The organism is Paenibacillus sp. FSL W7-1287 (genome assembly GCF_038004245.1).
Classification (GTDB): Bacteria; Bacillota; Bacilli; order Paenibacillales; family Paenibacillaceae; genus Pristimantibacillus; species Pristimantibacillus camelliae.
Genome location: NZ_JBBORD010000001.1, coordinates 3123778 through 3147842 on the forward strand (window position 1 = coordinate 3123778; position 24065 = coordinate 3147842).

Here is a 24065-nt window from a genome sequence, read left to right on the forward strand (position 1 = left end):
TTATTTTAGCTGTGACAGCGCATATTCATGAGCAGCAATCGTATGTTCAATATCCTCATCACTATGCACGATGGACAAAAATAATCCTTCAAATTGAGATGGCGGAACACTAACACCTTGATCAAGCATATGTCTGAAATAATTTGTAAAGTAGTCGATATTGGATGATTTTGCTGTTTCGAAGTTAATAACCTTCTCAGCGGTAAAGAATGGACATACCATCGATCCAACACGATTTACAGTAATCGGTATGTCATACTTACGAGCATTGTCCTCGAAGCCCTGTTGCAGACGAGCAGCTTTGACGTCAAGCTGTTCGTAGGCTTCTTTGGTCATTAGCTTTAATGTGGTATAGCCTGCAGCCATCGCTAGTGGATTGCCTGACAATGTACCTGCTTGATAGATTGGTCCGCTTGGGGCAATTTGCTCCATAATTTCAGCTCGACCACCATAAGCGCCAACTGGTAGTCCGCCACCGATAACTTTACCGAAGCAAGTTAGATCAGGCGTTACGCCAAATTTACCTTGCGCGCACGAATAATCAACACGGAAGCCCGTCATAACCTCATCAAAAATAAGCAAGCTTCCATACTGTGTAGTAAGCTCTCTTAGACCCTCTAGGAAGCCTGGAAGCGGTGGCACTACGCCCATATTGCCCGCTATAGGCTCAACAATAACACAGGCAAGCTCTTCGCCGAAGCGCTCGAACGCAAGCTTCACACTTTCAATATCGTTATATGGTACCGTTATCGTGTTTTGCGCGACGGATTCCGGAACCCCTGGCGAGTCTGGCAAGCCAAGTGTAGCTACACCTGACCCAGCCTTAATGAGCAGGCTGTCTGCATGACCGTGATAGGAGCCTTCAAACTTCAATATTTTTGAACGCTTTGTATAGCCGCGAGCTAAGCGAAGCGCACTCATCGTAGCCTCTGTCCCAGAGTTCACCATACGTACAATATCAACAGACGGTACACGCTCAACAACGAGCTCCGCCATTAACGTTTCCAGCTCAGTCGGTGCACCGAAGCTCGTACCCTTTACAGCCGTCTCCTGCAGCGCTTTAACAACCTCAGGATGGGCATGTCCTGCAATTAATGGTCCCCACGACAATATGTAATCAATATAGCTATTACCATCGATGTCATAGATTCTGCTGCCTTCTCCTCGCTCCACATAAACAGGAGTTAAGCCCACAGATTTATAAGCGCGGACTGGACTGTTTACTCCACCAGGAATAACCTTCTTCGCACGCTCAAACGCTTGCTTAGACAAAGTATCAATACGTTTCGCCATATTAAGCATCCCCCTTCAGCCATCTTGCGGCATCCTTAGCATGATAAGTAATGAGAAGCGATGCTCCCGCACGCTTCATGCCGAGCAAGGTTTCCAGTACAATCGCCCGCTCATCTATCCAGCCATTCGCTGCTGCTGCCTTCACCATCGAATATTCAGCACTTACGTTGTAGGCAACAACCGGAAGGTCAAATTGATCAACCAGCGTACGCACGATGTCAAGATAAGCTAGTGCTGGCTTTACCATTAAGAAGTCGGCACCTTCCTCCACATCACTTTCTGCCTCACGCAGCGCCTCTACAGCGTTAGCTGGGTCCATTTGATACGTTTTGCGGTCGCCGAACTGCGGCGCGGAGTGCGCAGCGTCACGGAACGGACCGTAATATGCCGACGCGTACTTCACAGAGTATGACATAATGGCAATATCTACAAAGCCCGCTTCATCAAGCCCTTGTCTGATCGCTGCTACAAATCCATCCATCATATTAGAGGGAGCGATAATGTCCGCACCCGCCTTCGCCTGCGAAACCGCAGTTTTTACAAGAAGCTGCAGTGACTCGTCATTAACAATCTCTGCAACGCCTGTCGCTTCGTCCACATGCACTACTCCACAATGACCGTGATCTGTAAATTGACATAGGCAAGTGTCTGCAATGACAACAAGCTGTGGTGCCCATTGCTTGATCGCGCGAATAGCCTGCTGAACGATTTCCTCGTCATCATACGCGGAGCTGCCTACTTCATCCTTATAATTAGGTACCCCGAAAATAAGGACGGACTGAATACCTAGCGCGACAACCTCTTCGATCTCCAGCTTTAATTGATCCATCGATAAATGATAAACACCTGGCATAGATGGAATAGGCTCTCTTACATTTTCGCCATGTGTAACAAAGATAGGATAGATAAAATCTTCAACCTGCAGCGTATGCTCTCGCAGCATGCTTCTTAATGCTGCAGAACGTCTTAATCTGCGGTTTCGAGTAATTGGAAATGCCATTTATTTTTCCTCCTGTTCAATTCGCTGTGCAGCATTATAGCCAATGAGAGCAGCCGTTAAAGATTCAATCGTCGCTTCCTCAGCTTCTATCGTAACCTTCAGTCCGAAGCTCTCAATAGTGGCCGTTGTAATTGGGCCAATGCTTGCAATTGGATATTGTGAGATCAAGGCAACAGGATCTTCGATCCCTGCTTGCTCCAACACCTTTATTAAATTTTTTACTGTAGAAGAGCTAGTAAAGGTCAGCATATGAATATGCTTTTCCTTTAACCAATCTATAATGATCGGCTCCTGCAGCGGAGCGATTACCGTTTCATATACACTAATCTCATCAGCATGAATGCCTTGTTGACGCAGCTGCTCCGGCAGCACTGCACGCGCTAAATCTCCGCGTGGCAAGAGCACGCGCTCACCAGGCTGTAAAACATGCTCAAATGCTTCTAATAATCCCTCTGCATCATAACGTGATGCTTGAAGGTCTACCTTTATTCCACGCTGCTCAAGCGCTTCAGCTGTCTTCGGACCGACAGCGGCAACGCGAGCTTTATAAAACTTTCGAATATCCAATCGATGCTCAATAAGGTATTGGAAAAAGTACTCTACGCCATTCACACTAGTAAAAGCAAGCCAGTCATAGCCTTCTGCTTGCTTTAAGCAGGCTTCAATATGCTGTAAATGCTGAGATTCCTGAGGCTTACGTACTTCAATAACAGGAAACTCACAGGGCTCTCCACCAAGCGCTTCAATCATTTCAGCGAAATCACTTGCTTGCGCTCGTGCTCGTGTTACAAGAATTCGCATTCCGAACAACGGCATCTTCTCGTACCACTGTAACGCTTCTCGTTGCTTCACTACATCCCCTACAATGATAATGGCTGGTGATTCAAACTTACGCGTCCTAACTAGCTCAGCAATGGTACCGAGCGTGCCAACTAACGTTTGCTGCTCTGGCGTCGTCCCCCAACGAACGAGCGCTACAGGGGTATCTGCGCTTCTCCCATGCTTCATAAGCTGCTTTGATATGTAATCTATTTTGGCTACACCCATTAAAAATAAAAGCGTACCCGTAGCATTCGTTACCTTATCCCAATATATGGACCGATCTAATTTCTCAGGGCTTTCATGTCCTGTAATAATCGATAACGACGATGCATGCTCACGATGTGTAACGGGAATTCCTGCATACGCAGGCACGGATATAGCCGACGTTATTCCGGGGATAATCTCAAAATCAATATTATGCTTTCTCAGCAAACCTGCTTCCTCGCCAACACGACCAAAAATTGTCGGATCTCCACCCTTTAATCGTGTTACCGTATGTCCTTCGAGTGCCAAATCTACGAGCAGCTGATTAATGTCCTCCTGCTTCATCGTATGTCGGTCAGGAAGCTTCCCAACATATACACGCTTTACATCTGGTCTAGCGTAGCGCAATAGTCTGGGACTTGCTAGCCGGTCATATACGATCGCAGTGCATTCTTTAATACACTGCATCCCACGTATCGTAATGAGTCTAGGATCGCCTGGACCGGCGCCTACCAAATAAACTTTACCCTTGTTCATCGTTATCCCTCAATCTTTGCTAGTATGTCGCGCGCTCCGTCATCCAGCAATTGACGCGCTACCTGTTCTCCTAGTTGAACCGCATCTGCTCCACGCTGAACTGACTTTAATAGGGTTACACCATCAGGAGAGCCTACAATTCCTGTTAACTCTAATACTTCTTCATCTCCATTGCGTTCAACGATCGTTGCGTGTGCACCGATTGGCACCTGACAGCCACCTTGAAGTGTACCGAGAAAGCTTCGTTCTGCCGCCACTGTAATCTCAGAATCATGATCATTAAGCAGTGCTAACAGCTCCTTGACACTCTCGTCTGCGGTTCTGCATTGTACTCCTAGCGCACCTTGACCGACAGCTGGCACACATACATCAGCTGGCAATAACGTAGAAATTTTATGCTCCCAGCCCATACGCATTAAGCCTGCCGTAGCTAATACAATCGCATCAAAGCCCTCCGTCTCAAGCTTGCGTATACGAGAATCAATATTTCCTCTAATCCACTGAATATCTAGATCCGGACGTGCATATTTTAGCTGACTGCTGCGGCGCAAGCTGCTTGTTCCGACCTTTGCTCCTTGTGGAAGGTCCTCGAAGGAGTAGCCCTGCTTCAGCACAAGACAATCTTGTGGCGTAAGACGCTTTGGCACTGCACCAATCATTAATCCCTCTGGCAGCTCGTATGGCATATCCTTCATGCTGTGAATCGCTAAGTCGATATCGCTATTCAGCAGCGCTTGCTCGATCTCCTTTACAAAAAGCCCTTTACCGCCAACCTTAGAAAGTGTAACGTCAAGAATTTTATCGCCCTTTGTTACAATTTTATGTATCTCAAAACTGTAAGGCAGATCATGCTTTTGACATAGCTCTTCCAGCTGTTTAATCACTTGCCCTGTTTGCGTTAAAGCAAGCTGGCTCTGACGTGTTCCAACTTTAATTACTCTAGCTTCCATCTTCCGTATCCTCACCTTCGTCCAGTACATTTCTATCAACCAACGATGCATACCAAGCTTCAAATGGTATATCCATCACATGCATAGCTTCCTTCGCAGCATCGGATAGCAGTTTTTTTCGCTGCTCAGCGCTCAAATTGCTGCGGAGCACTTGAGCACGCAGCTGCTTCATAAGCTGCTGGGCATTCGCATAACGCGGCAAATAATGTTGCTCCAGCTCCTGCTTCATCATTTTCACCAAGCTTGGGCTGCTGCCAGCAGATGAGATCGCTGCAGTAAGCTCTCCAGATCTCGCAATGGCAGGCGTTATAAAGCTTCCTTGCTGTCCTTCACTCACATTACAAACCAGTATATCGTATTTCTTCGCATCATTGCTAATTTGTTCATTCAGCTGTGCATCATCGGTAGCGGCAAATACTAGTGTTGCCGCTTCCAGTAAATGCGGCTCATAACGCTGATCTAGCCACTGGATCTCCTTCCGATCAGCTAGCAGCTGCAAGGGAGCACTTAGCTGAGGAGAAACAACACGTACAAGCTCTGCTCCGCTCTCTAGCAGCCCAACAATTTTTTTCGCTGCAATGCTTCCACCACCAATGACAATAATACGCTGAGCTTGAAGGTTGAGCATTATAGGATAATAAGCTGTCATGTAACCGCCTCACTAACAACCTTCACTAATGGAAGGAAGAATATTCACCAGAAAGCATATTCACGATCTGAATGGCGTAAGCAACTAAATACAGTCGTGCAATGTCATGGCCTGGCTTTTTATGTACGGCACGCTGATAAATGAAATAGCCATAAATTCCAATCGCGCATACACTCATAATGATCTGTATATCTAGGAGCATAATCGCTTTTCCTTCAATCATAATCGGCACTAGCGCAATGGCAAGCGACATAACAAGCAGTGGAAATCCGATGATGACCATACGCTCCATCGTACCTGCAATAACTTCGAGGCTGGGAAACCTGCGCAGCCATTTCATCCACTTTTTCTTTTTGAGCGCATAATGCACGATGAGATACATCACAGCAAGCAATGCACCAACGGTTAGAATCGCGTATGCACTAATAACGAGGCTAATATGCACATATAGCAGCTCTCGTGTTGTTCGCCACATCTCTAGCGTATTACCTTCTTGCTTTCTGCTATATAGGTTAAGCGCGAACAATGAAAATCCAATAATATTGACAAAAAACACAATAAGCTCAATTCGGTAGAAGCGCCTTACAATAAAGGAGAGCGTAATCAATATCCAAGAAAACAGCTGCATAAGGTCAACATTCGTAAATGCGAAAACTGGCTCCTTCCATTCCGTTATGAGCCTTATGCATAAAAAGCCTCCTGAGAGCATCCATACAAAAACAAGAAGCCCTGTGCCTAGCTGCTTCGCTTTCCGATTTTCGTAAACAAAATCTGAAAAGTAAAACAGCAGACTCAGGGCATATATATAGACGACCGTGTCGTATATCCACAATTCCCAATTCATCTTTGCACCACCCTGCGTTCTACTTCAATATGCATGTTCGAAACCTGAGGGCACTAACATTAGAAAGGCTATGAACGCACTAAGGCAGCAAGCTTTTTAGCAGAGCGAACGATGCCTTTACGGTCAGAAGCAGCAACAACCGGCGTATCCGTTAAATCTTGTCCATTCTTATGCTCGGATAGCTCCTGCTCGAGATTAAACAGCTGCGTAATGACCTCAATCGCGTCATCTGCCTTTTTCTCCCCAGCCATTTCTTTTACCCGTTCAACTGGCTCCTGAATCATCTGATTGACCATGCTTTTCGTAAGCTTACGGATGACCTTTAGCTCCTGCTCGGACAAATTCGGTAATTTTTTTGTGAGACTATCCATTGTTGTCTCGTGAACTTGTGCAGCTTTGCTGTGTAGTGCACGAATAAGCGGCACAACACCTAACGTTTGATACCAGCTTGCAAATTGCTTCATTTCTTCAACGATCATCACGTCAATTTTGGCAGCTTCCATCTTGCGTTGTGCAAGATTGCTCTCAACGATATCCTTCAAATCATCAATATCATATAAGAATACATTATCAATCGATGCGATGCTCGGATCAAAATCACGAGGCACAGCGATATCTATCATAAACAATGGCTTATTACGGCGCTTCACCATAATCGCTTCCACATCAGACTTCGTTAGTATATACTGCTTAGCTGCCGTTGAACTGATCATAATATCTGCCTGCTCCAGCTCCGGTCTTGCCTGCTCATAGGTGTAGGCCACCCCATTAAACTGTGCAGCCACCTCTTGAGCCTTTTCAAGGGTACGATTTACAACTTGAATTCTCGAAGCACCATTGCTGTGTAAATGCTTTGCAGTCAGCTCGCCTGTTTCGCCAGCACCAAACACGAACACATTTTTCTCACTAAAGCTGCCGAATATATGCTTGCCTAGCTCTACTGCTGCATAGCTAACAGAAACAGCAAGCTCACCAATTTTTGTCTCGGAATGTGCTCGCTTGGCTAACGTGATCGCCTGCTTAAATAGCATATTAAAGATCTTGCCCGTTGTTTTCAAACGCTGCGCTTCTAGAAACGCATCACGAACCTGACCTAGAATTTGAGTTTCTCCAATAATCATCGAATCAAGACCACAAGCAACTTTAAAAAGATGTGAAATAGCTTGTTGGTCCTCGTACATATATAAATAGTTTGTGAACTGCTCTCTCGGCAACCCAAACCATTGCTCCATAAACCAGCGTACATCATGACCACAAATTTGTGGGCGCTCCACTACTGCATAAATTTCCGTACGATTGCAAGTAGCTACCATCACACACTCCATAATGCTCATTGTTGATTTTAATTTAGTTAGTGCGTCACTAAGCTGTTCCTCGGCAAGCGCAAAACGCTCACGAACCTCTACGGGTGCAGTACGATAGTTCAAGCCAACAACGACAATATGCATGGTGATCTCCTTTCTAAACGTTGCTCCCTAATTAATAATGATTCTTATTATAACATAAATCTAATTACTATAGTTTTGACTATTATTTGAAATATAATATGTACGACTTCGCGCAATTGACATGATTACGTAATATTTAAAAAGATAACCATAGACAGTTTGCCTATGGTTACCTCATTATATACTCTTCTTGTTCAATTAATTGTTAAACTAAAGATGTTTGCTTTAATTCTGGCTCAACCACTTGAAGCTCGCCCATTCCACGAACTAGCTTTTTCGCATGCGCAGTTGTTGGCTTCAGTACAGCAAGCATGTAATCGATCGCAAGCTGAGGATCTACAGTTTCACCACACGTGTAACAATCAAGTGCTGCGAAACCTTTCTCAGGATACGTATGAATTGAGAGATGACTCTCTGACAACAGTACTAGTACTGTAGCGCCTTGAGGTTCGAACTGCTTAGATTGAACAGATAATACTGTAGCTCCACAAGCCTCTGCCGCCTCTACCATATGAGATTGCAGCGCCTCTGCACTATTTAGTAAATCAAAATCAACACCCCATGCATCAACAGCAACGTGTCTTCCGAAAGTAGAATATTCCATCCTTCGGTTCCCCCTTCCTAGGAATAAAATGTTTTTTAACAAATTTCATCCGCTAGGACCTACGTCATTCACTTCTCGAGGGATTAATCTCTCGTAACATTACTATGTCCTGAGTGAATCCTGGTTCCTAATTTTGAACAACCCAATGTGTATTCAACGAGAATAAAAATAACATCTTATGACGATAAATGCAACAGTTTTTTTACTGCTTTTTTGCATTAGCTTTTTACGAGCACAACTTCTCTTTAATTTACTCGCATTTCCACTACTTTGCTACCGATTACTCAATATTTATTTTTTCAATTTACCTTTATTTTCTTAATCTTACTAATGGTTCATATTGATAAAAAAAGAGCAGGCATATGCCTGCTCCAAGTTAATTAGCTTCAAGCTTAAACAGCTTGAAGGTAAGCTCTTTTAGCTTTTCATCAATTTGCGCAATTTCAGCTGCGCTCACGTTAGCATTGCGCTCATCTAAAAGGCTGTCAATCTCAAGCTGCACGAGCTTAATCTCTCTTTCGACTTGACGGCTTTCGAATACACGCTGTAGTTTCAGGGCTGTATTCTTCTTCTCGAACACAACGCGCTTGCCTTTATCGGTTACTTCAACGATAAGGTGAACGGTACCCTGCTTATAATGATATTGCATCGTATATTGGCTATAAATTCGATTAACGATTGCATTGCCGCGGAATACGGAAACCGCCTTGCGCATTGCGTTCGTCAGCTTTAGTTGGACAATGGTGCATGACATCTCACACACATATTGATCAATGTGACGCTCAAAGGTCATCTTAATCTTCTCATGTCCGGCTACGTCCTCTAGAACGAGTGACTGGCTCCCATTCTCAAGAATGAGCACCTGAAGGCGAAGCTGCTGCTCCTCCATAAATTGCATAAATGCTTGAAGCTCTGAACTGCTTAACTGAAATTTTGCACTGACATACTCTGTGGCTATCCGCTTAGCCATAAAAATCTCCTCAATTCTTCGCTTTCCAAGCTCCTTACTTTGCAAGGAAAGGCCGAATACACGCCTATATGTTATATTATACGAGATTTTCAATTGATATTCCTGCCAGAGATCTTTGATTTTTGAGCGTATTTTGCGAAAAAACGGTTTTATCTAAAAAAATATAAGACAATTACAACAATTCCTAGCTATCTTTCGAATCGATCTCACTATTGCTCATCAATTTGTTATCCGTTATTGAAATTGTTCTATTACTCCTGCTCAAGGGAAGCATCAGCTAATATAGGTTGCTCCTCTTGGTCTAACGGCTCAGTTTCACGACTCATGCCAGCATCATTAATCGCTTGCAGTATTTTGGCCCAAAGCTCATCACGACCTAAACCTGTTTCCGAGGAGAATAATACGACTGGAATATCTTTTTCAGCACCTAACGACTCCTTAATTACTTTTAAATGCTTATCCCATTTTGAGCGTGGGATTTTATCTGCTTTCGTAGCTACGATGCAGGTTGGAATTTCGTAATATTTCAGCCATTCATACATCAACACATCATCCTTGGATGGCTCATGACGAATATCAATGACTAGAAGCTGGAGAACCAGCTGCTCACGATCACGCAAGTATGTCTCGATCATTACACCGAACTCTTCTCGTTGCTTCTTAGAAACACGAGCATAGCCGTATCCCGGAAAATCTACTAAATAGATCTCTTCGTTTACACGGTAATAGTTCAGCTGCTGAGTCTTTCCTGGCTGAGAGCTCGTTCTTGCAAGGTTCTTACGTTGGATCATCCGATTGATCAGTGATGACTTACCAACATTCGAACGACCTGCCAGAGCAATCTCTGGCAAGCCGTCATCTGGGTATTGATTAGGTCGTACTGCACTTATAACGAATTCTGTTTGTTTAATTTTCATTGTTTATTTGCTCCTTCTGCTCAAGTAATGCATGCTTCAGCACTTCATCTAGATGAGCTACAGGAACAAAATCCATCTCTTGCTTAATGCTGTCCGGAATATCATCAAGATCACGCTGATTATCAATGGGCAGCAGCACTTTTTTGATTCCTGCACGATGAGCTGCCAGTGACTTTTCCTTCAAGCCGCCAATCGGCAGCACGCGACCACGCAATGTGATCTCACCGGTCATTGCAACATCCTTCGAGACGAGTCGGCCGCTAAGGGCTGATATGAGCGCCGTGGCCATCGTAATACCTGCGGACGGTCCATCCTTCGGAATGGCTCCTTCCGGTATATGAATATGGATATCCAGCTTCTCATGGAATGAAGGATCAATATTCAACTCCTCCGCATGTGAGCGAATATAGCTATAGGCTGCCTGTGCAGATTCCTTCATTACATCACCAAGCTTACCTGTAAGGTTCAGCTTACCGCTGCCTGGCATAGTAGAAACCTCGATCACGAGCGTATCTCCTCCGACCTCAGTCCATGCTAGACCGGTCACAGCACCAACCTGATGATGTACATCTACCGTACCATAACGGAAGATCGGCTTGCCTAGCCATTCCTTGACCTTAGCTTCATCGATTCCAATATGAGTAAGCTCAGCATCAGAAACAAAAGCCTTTGCTGCCTTTCGACATAGCGATGCGACCTGCTGCTCTAGATTACGTACCCCTGCTTCACGTGTATATTGTCTAATAATTAAGCTAATTGCATCATCCTCTAAAGATAGCTGCTCCTCCTCTAAGCCATGATCCTTGCGTTGCTTAGGGAATAGATAACGCTTTGCAATTTCCATCTTTTCAAGCTCGGTATAGCCAGCAACCTGAAGCACCTCCATCCGATCCAGCAAGGGACGTGGAATCGTATGTAGAGAGTTAGCTGTCGTTACAAACATAACGGAGGATAGATCAAACGGCACCTCTACGAAGTGATCGCTGAACGTACTGTTCTGTTCGGGGTCGAGCACCTCCAATAGTGCCGCTGATGGATCACCACGGAAGTCAGATGCCATCTTGTCTATTTCATCTAATAAAAACACTGGATTTTTTGTTCCTGCTGTTTTCATTCCTTGCATAATTCGACCAGGCATTGCGCCCACATACGTTCTGCGATGCCCACGAATTTCAGCCTCATCTCGTACACCGCCTAATGAGATGCGAACGAATTTACGATCTAGTGATTTTGCTATTGATTTGGCAAGCGAGGTTTTCCCTACGCCTGGAGGACCTACGAGGCAGAGAATCGGACCTTTAAGCTTTTTAACTAGCTTCTGAACTGCCAAATACTCAAGCACACGCTCCTTTGGCTTTTCAAGACCATAATGATCCTCATCAAGAATTTGCTCTGCTCTAGCAATATCAAGATCATCCTCAGTCAGCTTACTCCACGGAAGTGCAAGCAGCCAATCAATATAATTACGAATAATTCCACCTTCAGCCGAAGATTGTGGCATTTTCTCCAGACGATCAATCTCTTTATTCACTTTTTCAGCTACGGATTCTGGCAGCTGAGCCTCCTCCAGTTGATTGCGAAGCTCCTCTACCTCACCGAGCCGGCCTTCCTTCTCACCAAGCTCCTTTTGTATCGCTTTCATCTGCTCACGCAAATAATATTCCTTTTGCGTCTTTTCCATCTGCTTCTTGACACGTGAATTAATTTGGCGCTCCATCTCAAGTACTTCTCGTTCGTTATTCAACAGCTCAAGAAGAGCTTCAAGACGTTTCTCCACATCTACCGTTTCAAGAATTAGCTGCTTATCTTTAATTTTAAGCGATAGGTGACTTGTAATTACATCAGCTAACCGTCCAGCATCATCAATATCAGATACAGCGGCATAGGTTTCAGCAGTGATTTTCTTGGATAAGGACACATAATTCTCAAACTGACTGAGCACCGAGCGCATCAATGCATCAATCGCAGACGATTGCTCTGTTGGCTCTGGCAGCTCCTTAACAAGAACCTCGTAGTATTCATCATTATTCACATAGTCAACAATTTCCGCTCTTAATAGACCTTCTGCCAGCACTCTTATCGTTCCATTAGGCAGCTTAAGCATTTGCTTCACTTTAGAAATTGTACCAACACGGAATATATCTTCCTCAAGCGGGGTCTCGATATTAACCTCCGCTTGAGAAACTAACAAAATATTTTGATCTTCGACCATCGCGCGCTCCAAAGCACGAATTGACTTTTCTCTACCCACATCTAAGTGGAGCACCATGCTGGGATAGACAAGCAAGCCCCTTAGCGGGAGCAGCGGAATACGACGAGTCTTCGTTTTGCTAGAACCCATTCCAGCACCTCCATTCCTTGTTCTTTCATATTATCTTATCATTCTAATGAATCAGCCTGCAAATATGGATAGGTTGGTTTGCTAAACAAATTTAATCGCCACTGTTCAGCTTGCTCTTCTTCCTTCCAATTAGCAAGCTCTGGAAACACCTGCTCGAGCACTTCCTCAATTCGTGAAACTGCAATAACTTGCAATCCATTCAAATCGGAAAATATTTCTTGCCAGTTTTCTTTAGGAATAATAACACGAACTGCGCCTGCTTGAAAGGCTGCCTCTACTTTTGCAAGCACTCCGCCTACTGGTTTTACATTGCCATGTATCCCGATTTCTCCTGTCATCGCTAATCTATTATCGATCGGCACCTGTAAGATCGCAGAAGTAATCGCTGTTGCCATCGCTATTCCCGCAGAAGGTCCATCCACTGGAGAGCCGCCAGGGAAATTAATATGTAGATCGTAATCCTGAGGGTTAAGTCCTTTTAAGCGCAATACGGTAAGTACATTCTCGATAGAGCCCTTAGCCATGCTCTTACGACGCAGCGTCCGCGAGCCTCCGCCGAGCTCCTCCTCATCGACCACCCCAGTAATGTTAAATTTGCCTGTACCCTTCGCAACTGGAATAGCGCTAACTTCGATTTCCAGCAATGCTCCCATACTTGGACCATATACTGCAAGACCGTTAACATACCCGATCTGCGGCTTAGACGGTACTTTTCGTTCTGGACGAGGTGGAATCTGACTAGAGTTAACCACCCACTCAATGTCAGTAGCATGAATTTTATCACGCTTTTCCGATAAAGCAAGCCCAGCTGCTAGCTGTATAATATTTACCGCTTCGCGGCCATTGGTTGCATATTGCTTAACAACTTCAACGGCCTCAGGGCAAGGTGCGAAACCAATTTTTAACACAGCGTTATTCGCAATATCTCCTACTTCATCAGCCAGCAGCGGACGGAAATAAATTTCCATGCAGCGCGAGCGTATCGCAGGCGGAATGTCTTGTGGAGAACGAGTCGTTGCCCCAACGAGTCTAAAGTCAGCTGGCAATCCATTCTGGAAAATATCGTGAATATACGTAGGAATATTAGAATCCTCCGAATTATAATACGCACTTTCAAGAAATACCTTTCGATCCTCAAGCACCTTCAATAGTTTATTCATCTGTACATGATGTAATTCACCAATTTCATCGATAAACAATATACCACCATGCGCCTTGGTTACGGCACCAGGCTTAGGCTGAGGTATTCCAGCTACCCCCATCGCACCTGCGCCCTGATAGATCGGATCATGAACCGAACCAATAAGCGGGTCCGCTATTCCGCGCTCATCAAAACGAGCAGTCGTTGCATCGATTTCCGTAAATTTTGCACTAGGTAAAAATGGAGAAGCAGCATTACGCTTTGCTTCCTCTAATACGACACGTGCTGCAGCTGTTTTACCAACACCTGGCGGTCCGTAAATGATAACATGCTGCGGATTCGCGCTGCATAATGCTGCCTTCAGCGCCTTTAATCCATCCTTTTGCCCGATGATATCGTCCATAGATTGCGGTCTTGTTTTTTCTGCTAATGGCTTCGTCAATGAGATAGACCGAAGCTTACGAAGCTTCTCCATTTCTTTCTTTGACTCTCGGTCAACAGCCGCCTTGTTAAGCTTCTGATTACGCAGCAAATTGAAGAAGTATAAACCGATTACTACAGCAAAAAACACTTGGATAACCATGAGTAGTATGCTCATATCCATGTTGTACCTCACTCCATTTCCAGTCTTTATTTCATTTGAATAGACATATTATTGCCCTTCCACGGGCATATTAATCTTTTAGACTGGAAATTGCTAAAACAGTGCTTTGCAGAATTACAAGCTCAAATGGACTTTAATACTTTGTTTTTCAGGATTTTCCATTGTAGAAATCAGTAGCACAGAGCATGACACTTGTCGTATGAGTAGAGAGCACAACAAAAACAGCAGATAAGCGTCATTTTGATATTAGCGCTTTTCTGCTGTTGCTGTTAGCTTTACTTATTTTTGAATTTTATTAGTGCTTAATATGCTCTTTGCGACCAGGTATTTCCCCTGTCTCCTCATAAATACGTACGATTTCATCAATTTCCTTCTTTAGCTCTGACAATAGCTCTGCTTCTGGTACTTTGCGAATCATTTCCCCATAGCGGAACAGCATGCCTTCACCTCGAGCGCCTGCGATACCGATATCTGCCTCGCGAGCTTCACCAGGCCCGTTTACGGCGCAGCCTAGTACAGACACCTTTAATGGCACTTTAATATTGGAGATATACTCCTCTACTTCATTCGCTACAGCGAACAAATCAATATCTAAACGTCCGCAGGTTGGACAAGAAACTAGCGTTGCAGCGTTTGTAATAAGTCCAAACGTTTTTAGCAGCTCACGAGCAACCTTTACTTCCTCGACTGGATCTGCCGATAAGCTGATACGCACAGTGTTACCGATGCCTAACGATAGCAATGCACCGATACCCGCGGAGCTTTTAATTGTGCCGGCATGAAGCGTACCTGCTTCTGTAATGCCAAGGTGCAGTGGGTACTTGATGACTTCAGCAGCCATAGAATACGCCTTAATCGCCATCGGTACATCTGACGCCTTTAGGGAAACGATAATATCGTGGAAATCTAATTCCTCAAGAATTCCAATATGATAAAGCGCGCTTTCCACCATAGCTTCAGGTGTTGGATAACCATATTTCTCGAGTAAATGGTTTTCCAAAGAACCTGCGTTGACACCAATACGAATCGGTATTCCTTTTTCTTTACACGCTTTAACGACCGCTTCAACCTTCTCACGGCGGCCGATATTTCCTGGATTAATGCGTACTTTGTCGATTCCATTTTCAATCGCACGAAGCGCTAAACGGTAATCAAAGTGGATATCAGCAACTAATGGAATATGGATCCGCTTTTTAATTTCTTTAATTGCTTCTGCAGCCTCAATATTGTTCACTGTGACACGGACAAGCTGGCAGCCAGCCTCTTCAAGACGAAGAATTTCAGCAACTGTTGCATCAACATCGGCTGTTTTAGTCGTACACATACTTTGAATGAGAACCTCATTGCTGCCGCCAATCGTTAGATTGCCAACCTTGACAGGTACGGTGTTCTGACGTAAGTACATAGTGATCTCTCCCATAAATACCAAAGCCCACCCCTTGCTCAAGTATTCATTAAGCACGAGGTGGTCCTTTGGCTGTATTCAAGGTGCATTAAGCACTTTCTTCTTTTTTACCGTCTTTATTGCCTTCGCCAGCATTGCTAAGCTCTGAGACGATCTTGTTAGTTACCGTCTCCTCTGTAATGACGCATGTCGTTACATCATCGCGAGAAGGAACTTCGTACATCAGATCTAGCATAATGCCTTCAATAATTGCTCGCAGGCCACGTGCACCTGTTTTGCGTTTAATGGCTTCCTGTGCAATCGCCTCAAGTGCCTCTTGCTTAAACTCGAGCTTCACATTGTCTAGTTCAAGCAGCTTTTGATATTGCTTAACTAGCGCATTTTTCGGCTCAGACAAAATACGAACAAGCGCAGCTTCGTCTAGCGGCTCAAGCGTAGAGATGACTGGCAGTCGGCCTACGAATTCAGGAATTAGACCGAATTTCAGTAGGTCTTCAGGAAGAACCATTCCTAAATATTCACCTGGCTTCAAATCCTTTTGTGTTTCGCCTGAGGAGTTGAACCCGATAATTTTCTTACCAATTCTGCGTTTGATAATTTGCTCTAGTCCGTCAAACGCACCACCGCAAATAAACAAAATATTTGTTGTGTCGATTTGAATAAACTCTTGATGAGGATGCTTGCGTCCACCTTGTGGAGGTACAGAAGCAACTGTTCCTTCAAGAATTTTAAGCAGCGCCTGTTGTACGCCTTCACCAGACACATCACGTGTAATCGAAGGATTCTCAGACTTGCGAGCTACTTTATCAATTTCATCGATATAAATAATACCACGCTCAGCTTTTTCTACATCGTAGTCAGCAGCTTGGATCAGTTTAAGTAGAATGTTCTCGACATCCTCACCAACGTATCCTGCTTCAGTCAAGGACGTAGCGTCAGCGATCGCAAAAGGAACATTAAGGATTCTTGCCATCGTCTGTGCAAGCAATGTTTTACCTGAACCCGTTGGGCCTAATAGTAAGATATTACTCTTTTGCAGCTCGACGTCCTCAATCTTGCTGCCAGTGTTGATACGTTTATAGTGGTTATAAACGGCAACGGCTAAAGATTTTTTCGCGAAATCCTGTCCAATTACGTAGGAATCCAGTGTTGAACGAATATCCATTGGCTTAGGGATATTTTTCAAATCCACTTCTTCCTCTTGACCTAGCTCTTCCTCTACAATTTCAGAGCAAAGATCAATACATTCGTCACATATATAAACGCTAGGGCCAGCTACAAGCTTGCGCACCTGCTCTTGTGATTTACCGCAGAAGGAACACTTTAACTGTGTCTTCTCATCATTGAACTTAAACATTTATTCACCCCTTCAGCTCTCTAGTTAACCTACAGGCGCAGTAATGACTTTATCAATCAAGCCATATTCAACAGCGTCTTGTGCCGTCATAAAATTATCACGATCTGTATCGCGATCGATTTTATCATACGGTTGACCTGTACGTTCTACATAGATATTGTTAAGCTTTTGTTTTGTTTTCAAAATCCAATCTGCATGGATTTTAATATCAGATGCTTGACCTCTTACTCCGCCAAGCGGCTGATGAATCATAACTTCTGCATTAGGCAGCGCAAAACGCTTGCCTGGAGCACCCGCTGTCAATAGCAAAGAGCCCATACTAGCTGCAAGCCCCATACAAATAGTGCTTACATCAGGTTTAATATACTGCATTGTATCGTATATTGCCATCCCTGCAGTTACAGAACCACCAGGTGAGTTAATATAAAGATGGATATCCTTTTCTGGATCCTCAGCTGCAAGAAACAGAAGCTGCGCAATGACAGCATTTGCCACATCATCATCAATCGCACTTCCGAGAAAAATAATACGATCCTTAAGCAAGCGAGAATAAATATCGTAAGATCTCTCTCCACGATTCGTCTGTTCAACAACGACTGGAACTAAATTCATGCGATCAACCTTCTTTCCAATTTAAACTAGAGTGAACACTTCTATTGTAACACGTTGCTGAGTTGATGTCATTTTTTCGACTATGTGATTGTTAAAACCAATGGGTGAAGCTATATGTATGTGTTCTTCATTACGTTATGTATGCTGAATACCAGCAAAATAGTTATCAAGCGAGCAAATCATATACCCTATAGTTTAAAATAAGGCACGTTTGGACACGTGCCTTATTTCGTCTGTATATGTTAGCTTCGCTTAAACTGCTACGCTGTTTTCAACAAGGAATTTGATTGCTTTACGAAGCAATAGATCTTCTGTAAGGTTTTCCATGTTTCCGTTTTGAGTAAAGATGCTGCGAATTTCTTCAGCTGGGCGGTTGTATGCTTTAGACAGATTCTCAAGCTCTTCTGTAATTTCTTCTTCAGAAACAACAAGAGATTCTGCTTTTGCAACAGCCTCAAGTACAAGGTTGTTAAGCACGCGTTTTTCTGCATCACCTTTCATTTGGTCAAGAAGCGCTTCCTCGTTTTGACCAGAGAATTGATAATACAGGTCTAGCGACATGCCTTGCATGCGAAGACGGTTTTCAAAGTCCTTAAGCATATAGTCTTGTTCAGTTTCTACCATAGCAGCTGGAACTTCAACCGTTGCAGCTTCTGCAACTTTAGAAATTACTTCAGCTTCTTGAGCTTGCTTAGCTTCTTGCTCTTTGTTTTCTTGAAGCTTGCTAGCAAGATCCTTTTTATACTCTTCAAGCGTATCGAATTCACTTACATCTTTAGCGAACTCATCGTCAAGAGCTGGCAAGGATTTGCGTTTTAGCTCATGAAGCTTCACTTTGAATACAGCTGGTTTACCAGCAAGGTTTTCAGCGTGGTAGCTTTCTGGGAATGTTACTTCGACATCTTTGAAGTCACCTAGCTGCATGCCAACCACTTGCTCTTCAAAGCCTGGAATGAAAGAGTTAGAGCCAAGCTCTAGTGAATAACGCTCACCTTTACCACCTTCAAAAGCTTCACCATCTACGAAGCCTTCAAAGTCGATTACAGCGATATCACCATCTTGAGCTGCACCTTCTTCAACTACAGAAAGCTCAGCGTGACGTTGCTGCAAACGCTCTAGCTCAGCAGCAATTTCTTCCTCTGTTACTTCTGCAGATACTTTTGCAACCTCAATGCCTTTGTAGTCACCTAGTGTTACTTCAGGCTTAACCGTTACTTTTGCTGTGAAGATAAATGCTTGTCCTTTAGCAAATTGTGTAACGTCAACCTCTGGGCGATCAACAGGCTGAATACCTGTTTCATTCACTGCTGCTGTGTAAGCTTCTGGCAGTAGAATGTCAATCGCATCTTGATAAAGGCTCTCTACTCCGAATTTTGCTTCAAAGATAGTGCGAGGTACTTTACCTTTACGGAATCCTGGTACGTTAATTTTTGCTACAACTTTTTTGAATGCTTGATCAAGAGCCTCTGAAACTTTATCTGCATCCACCTCAACATTTAATGATACAGTGTTCAGCTCTATTTTTTCCCAAGTTGCTTTCATTTTATGCTTTCCCCTCCAAAAATGCTCACGCATTACATGTTTTCACGTCTAATAAACCACTCTATTATATACAAGTTATAGCTATATTTCAAGGCATGAATTAGCTTAGCTCTTGAAGATAAAGTGTAATGTCTCTTATGATCCGACTAGCCTGCTCGTAGCGGAAGCGATACTCATCTGTTATGCCGTATATCTCACGAATGTCATCCTCCACTGCTTGTCCGTACACAATGAGCTGAATCGTCGTATGTAGTCCAGCGGCGAAGCAGTCTTCAATGTACTCATCCTCATGCAGCATCCAGCCGTAGCTACGCGTTCCGTATAAGCACTGTAAGCACTCCATCCACAATTCTGTAACAAGAATTGGCATCGTAACATCAATCGCCTCTAGCGCCATTACTGCCTTATCTAAAATAGCATTGACAGATTCAGGAAATTCATTCATAGAAAGTGGTGTTTTTTCTATTTCAAGTTCAACGACTTCACCTAAGCGAGTAAACGTAACCGTCCCTGAAGCGCCTCTTTTCTTTAACGTTTGCAGCGCCTTAAACTGCAGAGCAGGATGTAGTGCACTTGATTCAAGCCACTGGATTAATCGCTCATCTAAACCTTCAGCCTCGATAAATTCAGCACGCTCAAGAGCAACGATTTGCTGTTCCATCGGTACACCGCTCTCCAGCTGACTCATTAGCTTCTCACTTGCTTGAAATGAACTGATCGAGCCATAGTCACCTAAAGCTGCTTTTCTGAATTGCTGCTCCAAATCCTCCGCCTGATCCAATTCATCGACAATATCAGTGCTCGGAAATGCCTGCTCCAGCCAGTTCAGCAGGTTCCCCCACTCTATAGCATGCTGACGCTCATCACCTTGGCATTGCAATAGAAAACGAAGCAGCTCCTTCGCATCCTCATATTGCTCTTTTTCTAAATACTGTGTCAGTTGAATTTGGTATTGATCAAGCATGGTAGGAAATAAATAAACATTATCCTGTTGATTAAACTTCTTACTAGGTTGATCCGAGATAATAACACCGCCTAACCACTTATAAATTAAGGCATATTCTATTCACCGTCAAATTATAGCACGATGTATTGAAAATAAAAAATGCACTTTTTTTTATTTTTTTTGATCAGAGGTATTGTCAATTCGAAATTTATCTGCTATATTATTACTCATGCGTCTCAGTAGCTCAGTTGGATAGAGCACTCGCCTTCTAAGCGAGTTGTCGGGGGTTCGAATCCCTCCTGGGACGCCATGAGAAGAATATACGTGAAGTTTAATACATATAGGAAAAGCCCGAAAGCCTTGATACATAAGGTTTTCGGGCTTTTTTGTTGTCTTGATCTTGGCTTGCTGTTTAATTTCCAACCTTCACTTCACCCTCATCACATGTGAATCGCGATACTCTTGCGGTGAGCAGCCAGTTGAGCTTCTGAAGAACCTTGTAAAGGAGGTGGCTGATTCATAGCCAACTTGTCTGGCAATCTCATGAATTTTTATATTTTCGTTCACCAACAATTCCTTCGCCTTTTGAATTCGAGCTGCATCGATAAATTCTGTTAAGTTTTTTTTCGTCTCTTGCTTAAATATTCTTGATAAATAGGATGGATTTAAATACACCTGCTCCGATAATCGAACAAGTGACAAATCCTCTCCAAGATGGTTAACGATAAAATTTTGAATAAATGATATAACATTATCCGCTCTTCTTTTTTGCTCTAGCTTCTGCAGCTCAAATACTGATAGTGATAGCTTCTTTATATAGGCAGCTGCATCGCCCCAGCTATAGAAATTAATGGTGTTTACAAGACGGATCTCACCTATTTTCGCGATCACCTTATCACGTAATCCCCAGCGGTTCATATACGATAATAAATACATCGATAGTGAGCAATACGCTTGCTGAGCGACCAAATTATTTTTATCATGTATCGCGCTTAGTGGCTGTAATATTTGCTCTAGCTCCTCAAAATACTTTTCCTTTTGTCCTGATTCCAAATATTGCTCTAAAAAAGTAAACATATTGGGAGTCGCAAGCGACAGCAATGTTTGCTCTGCCTCAAATTCTTCATCATAAGGGCTATTCACTTTAGCCTCTGATTCTTCGGCTTGATCTACTTCATTATCAACGAGCAGTATCGTGTTCTCGGTTCCAATGCGGTAATTCAACAATGAATGCAGGGCTGTATACTGCTGTGAGATCTCAGTCCAAGTCGTCGGCTTGCTGCCTACTGTGAAGCTAATCGAATGCTCGAGCTTATCCTGACAGCTTTGCTGAATGGACTCCAGCATTCCTTTTATGTAGTGTAACGTATGCTCATAATTGTTAGATGCCGTAGAACTAGCCATTTCCTTCGGCTGTATAAGAATAGTAAACCTAAAATGATCGTCTAAAATAATAACGCATTTTAAATTCGTCGTAAGATAGCGTTTAATAATTTGTCGAACGGAGTAAATTTGCTGCACGTTTTGTAAATAGTTATTGTCCTCGATCGTGATATCATCTAATTTGCCAACAACGAGAATAACAGGAGCTTCAACGTTAAGCGGCAAGGAAAGCTGATCAAATTGATCCTTGCTTGCCTTTACAATGGAGCTTCCCTTTAGCAAGCTAAGCAGGTAACCCTCCTGAAACAGCTCTAATGCCATATGGATTTTCTCTTTGGCTTCTCTAATGAGATCGCCCGTTTTGATTTCCTTGCGGATTTTAAGTACGGTTTCCTCGACAACCTGAATGACCTTATCAATATCCTCCAGCTTTAGAATATAGCTCACGTCGGGATGCTGGATCGCTTTATAGATATAGCTAAATTCACTATGTCCCGTTAAAAAAATAATTTTACACTGTGGCCACTGCTTAAAGATCTCATCCATGAGCTGTAGGCCGTTTATATTCGGCATATCGATGTCAGTAAGCACGATATCCATACGCGTGCGATGCAGCCATTCTATCGCTTCCTCGCCGCTATAGGCCTTATACACATCTAGCCCTAGGTGCTCCATCCCTCTAAAAACTTCAAATAGATGATTAACTATAATTTCCTCGTTATCTACAATTAAAAGTCTTAACATGGCTACTCCCTCAGCTTGGCATTAATTTGTAATATGACTTTTAACCCGCCTAGCTCACTTCGATCAACCTGCAGTCCATAATCTTCACCGTATAATAAACGCACTCGTCGATGGATATTGTTCAGCCCTGATGACTCACTGCTCTGAATTTCATTGAATTGCTTTTGCAGCTCTAGCAATTTTTCATTGGTTAAATGCTTCCCATTATCCTCAACAACAATCGACAGCTTGTCATCCACCATTTGAAAATAAACGAGAATAGTGACGGGACCCTTTGTATGCTCAACTGCATATTTGAATGCATTTTCGATGATAGGCTGAACAATTAAGCGAGGTACGTTAATCTCCTTAAATGTAGACAGACTGTCTTCGAAATCAATCGTCAGCTTACTAGGATAACGCATCAATTGGATATCAGCATAGGTTCGTGCATGTTCAATTTCTTCATATAAAGAGATAAAGTCAGAATCATTTTTCGTAATAAATTGGAAATACTCACCTAATAGCTTAGTGAAAGGGATCAAATTCTCATCCTGTACCTTTGCCATCGTATTAATTAAGAAAAAACTATTGTATAAAAAGTGGGGGCTAATCTGAGACTGTAGATGCTTTAATTCAGCTTTTTGTTCAAGAATCTTGTGCTTATACACCTGATCAATGAGATTCGATACGTTTTGGACCATGGAGTTAAAGCCTTTGTTCAAATAATCGAATTCATTGTTTTGGTTCACTTCCACTTTGACGTTAAAGTTCCCCTTCTCAACACTGCGGAACGACTTTACAAGCTCCTTCATCGGACGCTGGATTAATTGATAGGTATAAGCATAGATGAATATGACAAGCACAAGTACTACACCTGTAAACACCCATAGCCAGACGTAAAAGCCTTTTGTCGGAACGAGTACAACATCCTTCGGTATGAATCGAAACAGTACCATGTTTAAGTAGTCGGATTTTTCAGCAATAATGAACATATCGCCGTGGCTTATGACTTCACCTATTTTGATATCGCTTTCACCTTTTGCGAAGGATTGCACAACTTCGTTAGATAACTGATCCTCTTCACTATAGATCGTTAATCCATTCGTTAGATCCAGTAAGATCGAACGGCTGTCTGGATAGGTATCGAACTGCTTTAGTGCTTCACGGAATACAGCGGTATTTAGTTCGATTTCAATCATATACAAGGGGCTCAACCCCATATGTCCATTTAAAAAAGTAGTTAGATGAAGGTTCCCATTATAAATTAATAATTGAGCGCCCTTCATCCCCACAGGTATTCGTAATGCTTCAAATTTATCGCTATTCAAATCGCCTACCGATTTCTTAGAGGAAATCGTTTTTCTTATCGGGTGGATATGCGCACTAACATTTGAAATATACGCATTACTGTTTTGAATCGATACTAGACGATGATGCAGCTTTCTCATACTCTCCATCGTTTCATAATCGTCCATAATCGAATGTCTTATCGCAAGCTTATTTAAATCCTCGTCATTCAGCACATCATATTGTAATATTTTTATACGATCTATCTCTGCCTCTAGCCCCTCTAAGTAAAAGGTGACCTGGGCAGTCGTTGATTTAAATATTTCGTCCTTAACCGTTTTCAAGCTCCAGTTGTACATATAGATCCCTAGTGCGACTATAACTACGATTGCTGCTAAGAATGTAGCAATTAATCTAACAAAAATGCTAGATTTAATCGTCACCCCCTCCTTTATATTCTTTTACTACATTTTAACAAAAATT

19 protein-coding genes and 1 tRNA gene are annotated in these 24065 nt (G+C 43.1%); 1 reads left to right on the forward strand and 19 read right to left on the reverse strand.

Annotated elements, in window-relative coordinates:
• From hemL to NSQ99_RS14285, 17 genes are all read right to left on the reverse strand, one after another.
• Positions 1-1302 (reverse strand): glutamate-1-semialdehyde 2,1-aminomutase, encoded by a 1302-nt coding sequence (gene hemL, locus NSQ99_RS14205; RefSeq protein WP_340837330.1) that lies wholly within the window; start codon positions 1300-1302, stop codon positions 1-3.
• Positions 1295-2293, reverse strand: coding sequence for a porphobilinogen synthase (hemB, locus tag NSQ99_RS14210; protein ID WP_251665930.1), 999 nt, complete (start codon positions 2291-2293; stop codon positions 1295-1297). The genes hemL and hemB overlap by 8 nt, the downstream gene beginning before the upstream one ends.
• Entirely contained in the window at positions 2294-3856 is a 1563-nt protein-coding gene (gene cobA / locus NSQ99_RS14215) for a uroporphyrinogen-III C-methyltransferase (RefSeq protein WP_340837332.1), read from the reverse strand. It lies immediately after the preceding gene.
• A 2-nt stretch (positions 3857-3858) separates the two neighbouring features.
• Positions 3859-4806 (reverse strand): hydroxymethylbilane synthase, encoded by a 948-nt coding sequence (gene hemC, locus NSQ99_RS14220; protein WP_251665932.1) that lies wholly within the window; start codon positions 4804-4806, stop codon positions 3859-3861.
• Positions 4796-5455 carry a precorrin-2 dehydrogenase/sirohydrochlorin ferrochelatase family protein gene (locus NSQ99_RS14225; protein WP_340837333.1) on the reverse strand — a complete coding sequence of 220 codons (660 nt, stop codon included), beginning with the start codon at positions 5453-5455 and terminating at the stop codon, positions 4796-4798. Before NSQ99_RS14225 ends, hemC begins: the two co-directional genes overlap by 11 nt.
• Before the next feature lie 25 nt (positions 5456-5480).
• Positions 5481-6299 carry a cytochrome c biogenesis protein CcsA gene (ccsA, locus tag NSQ99_RS14230; protein WP_251665934.1) on the reverse strand — a complete coding sequence of 273 codons (819 nt, stop codon included), beginning with the start codon at positions 6297-6299 and terminating at the stop codon, positions 5481-5483.
• A 68-nt stretch (positions 6300-6367) separates the two neighbouring features.
• Positions 6368-7747 carry a glutamyl-tRNA reductase gene (gene hemA / locus NSQ99_RS14235; RefSeq protein WP_340837335.1) on the reverse strand — a complete coding sequence of 460 codons (1380 nt, stop codon included), beginning with the start codon at positions 7745-7747 and terminating at the stop codon, positions 6368-6370.
• A gap of 205 nt (positions 7748-7952) precedes the next feature.
• On the reverse strand, positions 7953-8351 hold the full coding sequence (gene speD, locus NSQ99_RS14240; RefSeq protein ID WP_251665936.1) for an adenosylmethionine decarboxylase: 399 nt from the start codon (positions 8349-8351) through the stop codon (positions 7953-7955).
• Between the two features lie 376 nt (positions 8352-8727).
• Positions 8728-9321, reverse strand: coding sequence for a non-ribosomal peptide synthetase module (locus NSQ99_RS14245; RefSeq protein ID WP_251665937.1), 594 nt, complete (start codon positions 9319-9321; stop codon positions 8728-8730).
• A 251-nt stretch (positions 9322-9572) separates the two neighbouring features.
• Positions 9573-10238, reverse strand: coding sequence for a ribosome biogenesis GTP-binding protein YihA/YsxC (yihA, locus tag NSQ99_RS14250; protein WP_340837337.1), 666 nt, complete (start codon positions 10236-10238; stop codon positions 9573-9575).
• Positions 10228-12579 carry an endopeptidase La gene (lon, locus tag NSQ99_RS14255; RefSeq protein WP_340837341.1) on the reverse strand — a complete coding sequence of 784 codons (2352 nt, stop codon included), beginning with the start codon at positions 12577-12579 and terminating at the stop codon, positions 10228-10230. The genes yihA and lon overlap by 11 nt, the downstream gene beginning before the upstream one ends.
• A 38-nt stretch (positions 12580-12617) precedes the next feature.
• Positions 12618-14324: an ATP-dependent protease LonB gene (lonB, locus tag NSQ99_RS14260; RefSeq protein ID WP_251665941.1), complete on the reverse strand. Its 1707-nt coding sequence runs from the start codon at positions 14322-14324 to the stop codon at positions 12618-12620.
• Positions 14325-14619: 295 nt separating this feature from the next.
• Positions 14620-15729, reverse strand: a complete 1110-nt coding sequence (gene ispG, locus NSQ99_RS14265; RefSeq protein ID WP_251665942.1) for a flavodoxin-dependent (E)-4-hydroxy-3-methylbut-2-enyl-diphosphate synthase — start codon at positions 15727-15729, stop codon at positions 14620-14622.
• Between the two features lie 88 nt (positions 15730-15817).
• Entirely contained in the window at positions 15818-17086 is a 1269-nt protein-coding gene (gene clpX / locus NSQ99_RS14270) for an ATP-dependent protease ATP-binding subunit ClpX (RefSeq protein WP_251665943.1), read from the reverse strand.
• Between the two features lie 24 nt (positions 17087-17110).
• Positions 17111-17698, reverse strand: coding sequence for an ATP-dependent Clp endopeptidase proteolytic subunit ClpP (gene clpP, locus NSQ99_RS14275; RefSeq protein ID WP_251665945.1), 588 nt, complete (start codon positions 17696-17698; stop codon positions 17111-17113).
• 252 nt (positions 17699-17950) lie between these two features.
• On the reverse strand, positions 17951-19240 hold the full coding sequence (gene tig, locus NSQ99_RS14280; protein WP_251665947.1) for a trigger factor: 1290 nt from the start codon (positions 19238-19240) through the stop codon (positions 17951-17953).
• Between the two features lie 100 nt (positions 19241-19340).
• Positions 19341-20204, reverse strand: a complete 864-nt coding sequence (locus tag NSQ99_RS14285) for a hypothetical protein (RefSeq protein ID WP_251665949.1) — start codon at positions 20202-20204, stop codon at positions 19341-19343.
• 215 nt (positions 20205-20419) lie between these two features.
• Between NSQ99_RS14285 and NSQ99_RS14290 the strand changes: the two genes are divergently transcribed.
• Positions 20420-20496, forward strand: a tRNA-Arg gene (locus NSQ99_RS14290).
• A 116-nt stretch (positions 20497-20612) separates the two neighbouring features.
• Here NSQ99_RS14290 and NSQ99_RS14295 read toward each other — a convergent pair.
• Entirely contained in the window at positions 20613-22313 is a 1701-nt protein-coding gene (locus NSQ99_RS14295) for a response regulator transcription factor (protein WP_340837344.1), read from the reverse strand.
• Between the two features lie 2 nt (positions 22314-22315).
• Positions 22316-24025, reverse strand: a complete 1710-nt coding sequence (locus NSQ99_RS14300) for a sensor histidine kinase (protein WP_340837346.1) — start codon at positions 24023-24025, stop codon at positions 22316-22318.
• Positions 24026-24065 lie beyond the last annotated feature (40 nt).

Coding starts and splice junctions, on each gene's coding strand:
- hemL (WP_340837330.1), bottom strand. CDS start 1,302: ATGCTTAATATGGCGAAACGTATTGATACTTTGTCTAAGCAAGCGTTT.
- hemB (WP_251665930.1), bottom strand. CDS start 2,293: ATGGCATTTCCAATTACTCGAAACCGCAGATTAAGACGTTCTGCAGCA.
- cobA (WP_340837332.1), bottom strand. CDS start 3,856: ATGAACAAGGGTAAAGTTTATTTGGTAGGCGCCGGTCCAGGCGATCCT.
- hemC (WP_251665932.1), bottom strand. CDS start 4,806: ATGGAAGCTAGAGTAATTAAAGTTGGAACACGTCAGAGCCAGCTTGCT.
- NSQ99_RS14225 (WP_340837333.1), bottom strand. CDS start 5,455: ATGACAGCTTATTATCCTATAATGCTCAACCTTCAAGCTCAGCGTATT.
- ccsA (WP_251665934.1), bottom strand. CDS start 6,299: ATGAATTGGGAATTGTGGATATACGACACGGTCGTCTATATATATGCC.
- hemA (WP_340837335.1), bottom strand. CDS start 7,747: ATGCATATTGTCGTTGTTGGCTTGAACTATCGTACTGCACCCGTAGAG.
- speD (WP_251665936.1), bottom strand. CDS start 8,351: ATGGAATATTCTACTTTCGGAAGACACGTTGCTGTTGATGCATGGGGT.
- NSQ99_RS14245 (WP_251665937.1), bottom strand. CDS start 9,321: ATGGCTAAGCGGATAGCCACAGAGTATGTCAGTGCAAAATTTCAGTTA.
- yihA (WP_340837337.1), bottom strand. CDS start 10,238: ATGAAAATTAAACAAACAGAATTCGTTATAAGTGCAGTACGACCTAAT.
- lon (WP_340837341.1), bottom strand. CDS start 12,579: ATGGGTTCTAGCAAAACGAAGACTCGTCGTATTCCGCTGCTCCCGCTA.
- lonB (WP_251665941.1), bottom strand. CDS start 14,324: ATGGATATGAGCATACTACTCATGGTTATCCAAGTGTTTTTTGCTGTA.
- ispG (WP_251665942.1), bottom strand. CDS start 15,729: ATGTACTTACGTCAGAACACCGTACCTGTCAAGGTTGGCAATCTAACG.
- clpX (WP_251665943.1), bottom strand. CDS start 17,086: ATGTTTAAGTTCAATGATGAGAAGACACAGTTAAAGTGTTCCTTCTGC.
- clpP (WP_251665945.1), bottom strand. CDS start 17,698: ATGAATTTAGTTCCAGTCGTTGTTGAACAGACGAATCGTGGAGAGAGA.
- tig (WP_251665947.1), bottom strand. CDS start 19,240: ATGAAAGCAACTTGGGAAAAAATAGAGCTGAACACTGTATCATTAAAT.
- NSQ99_RS14285 (WP_251665949.1), bottom strand. CDS start 20,204: ATGCTTGATCAATACCAAATTCAACTGACACAGTATTTAGAAAAAGAG.
- NSQ99_RS14295 (WP_340837344.1), bottom strand. CDS start 22,313: ATGTTAAGACTTTTAATTGTAGATAACGAGGAAATTATAGTTAATCAT.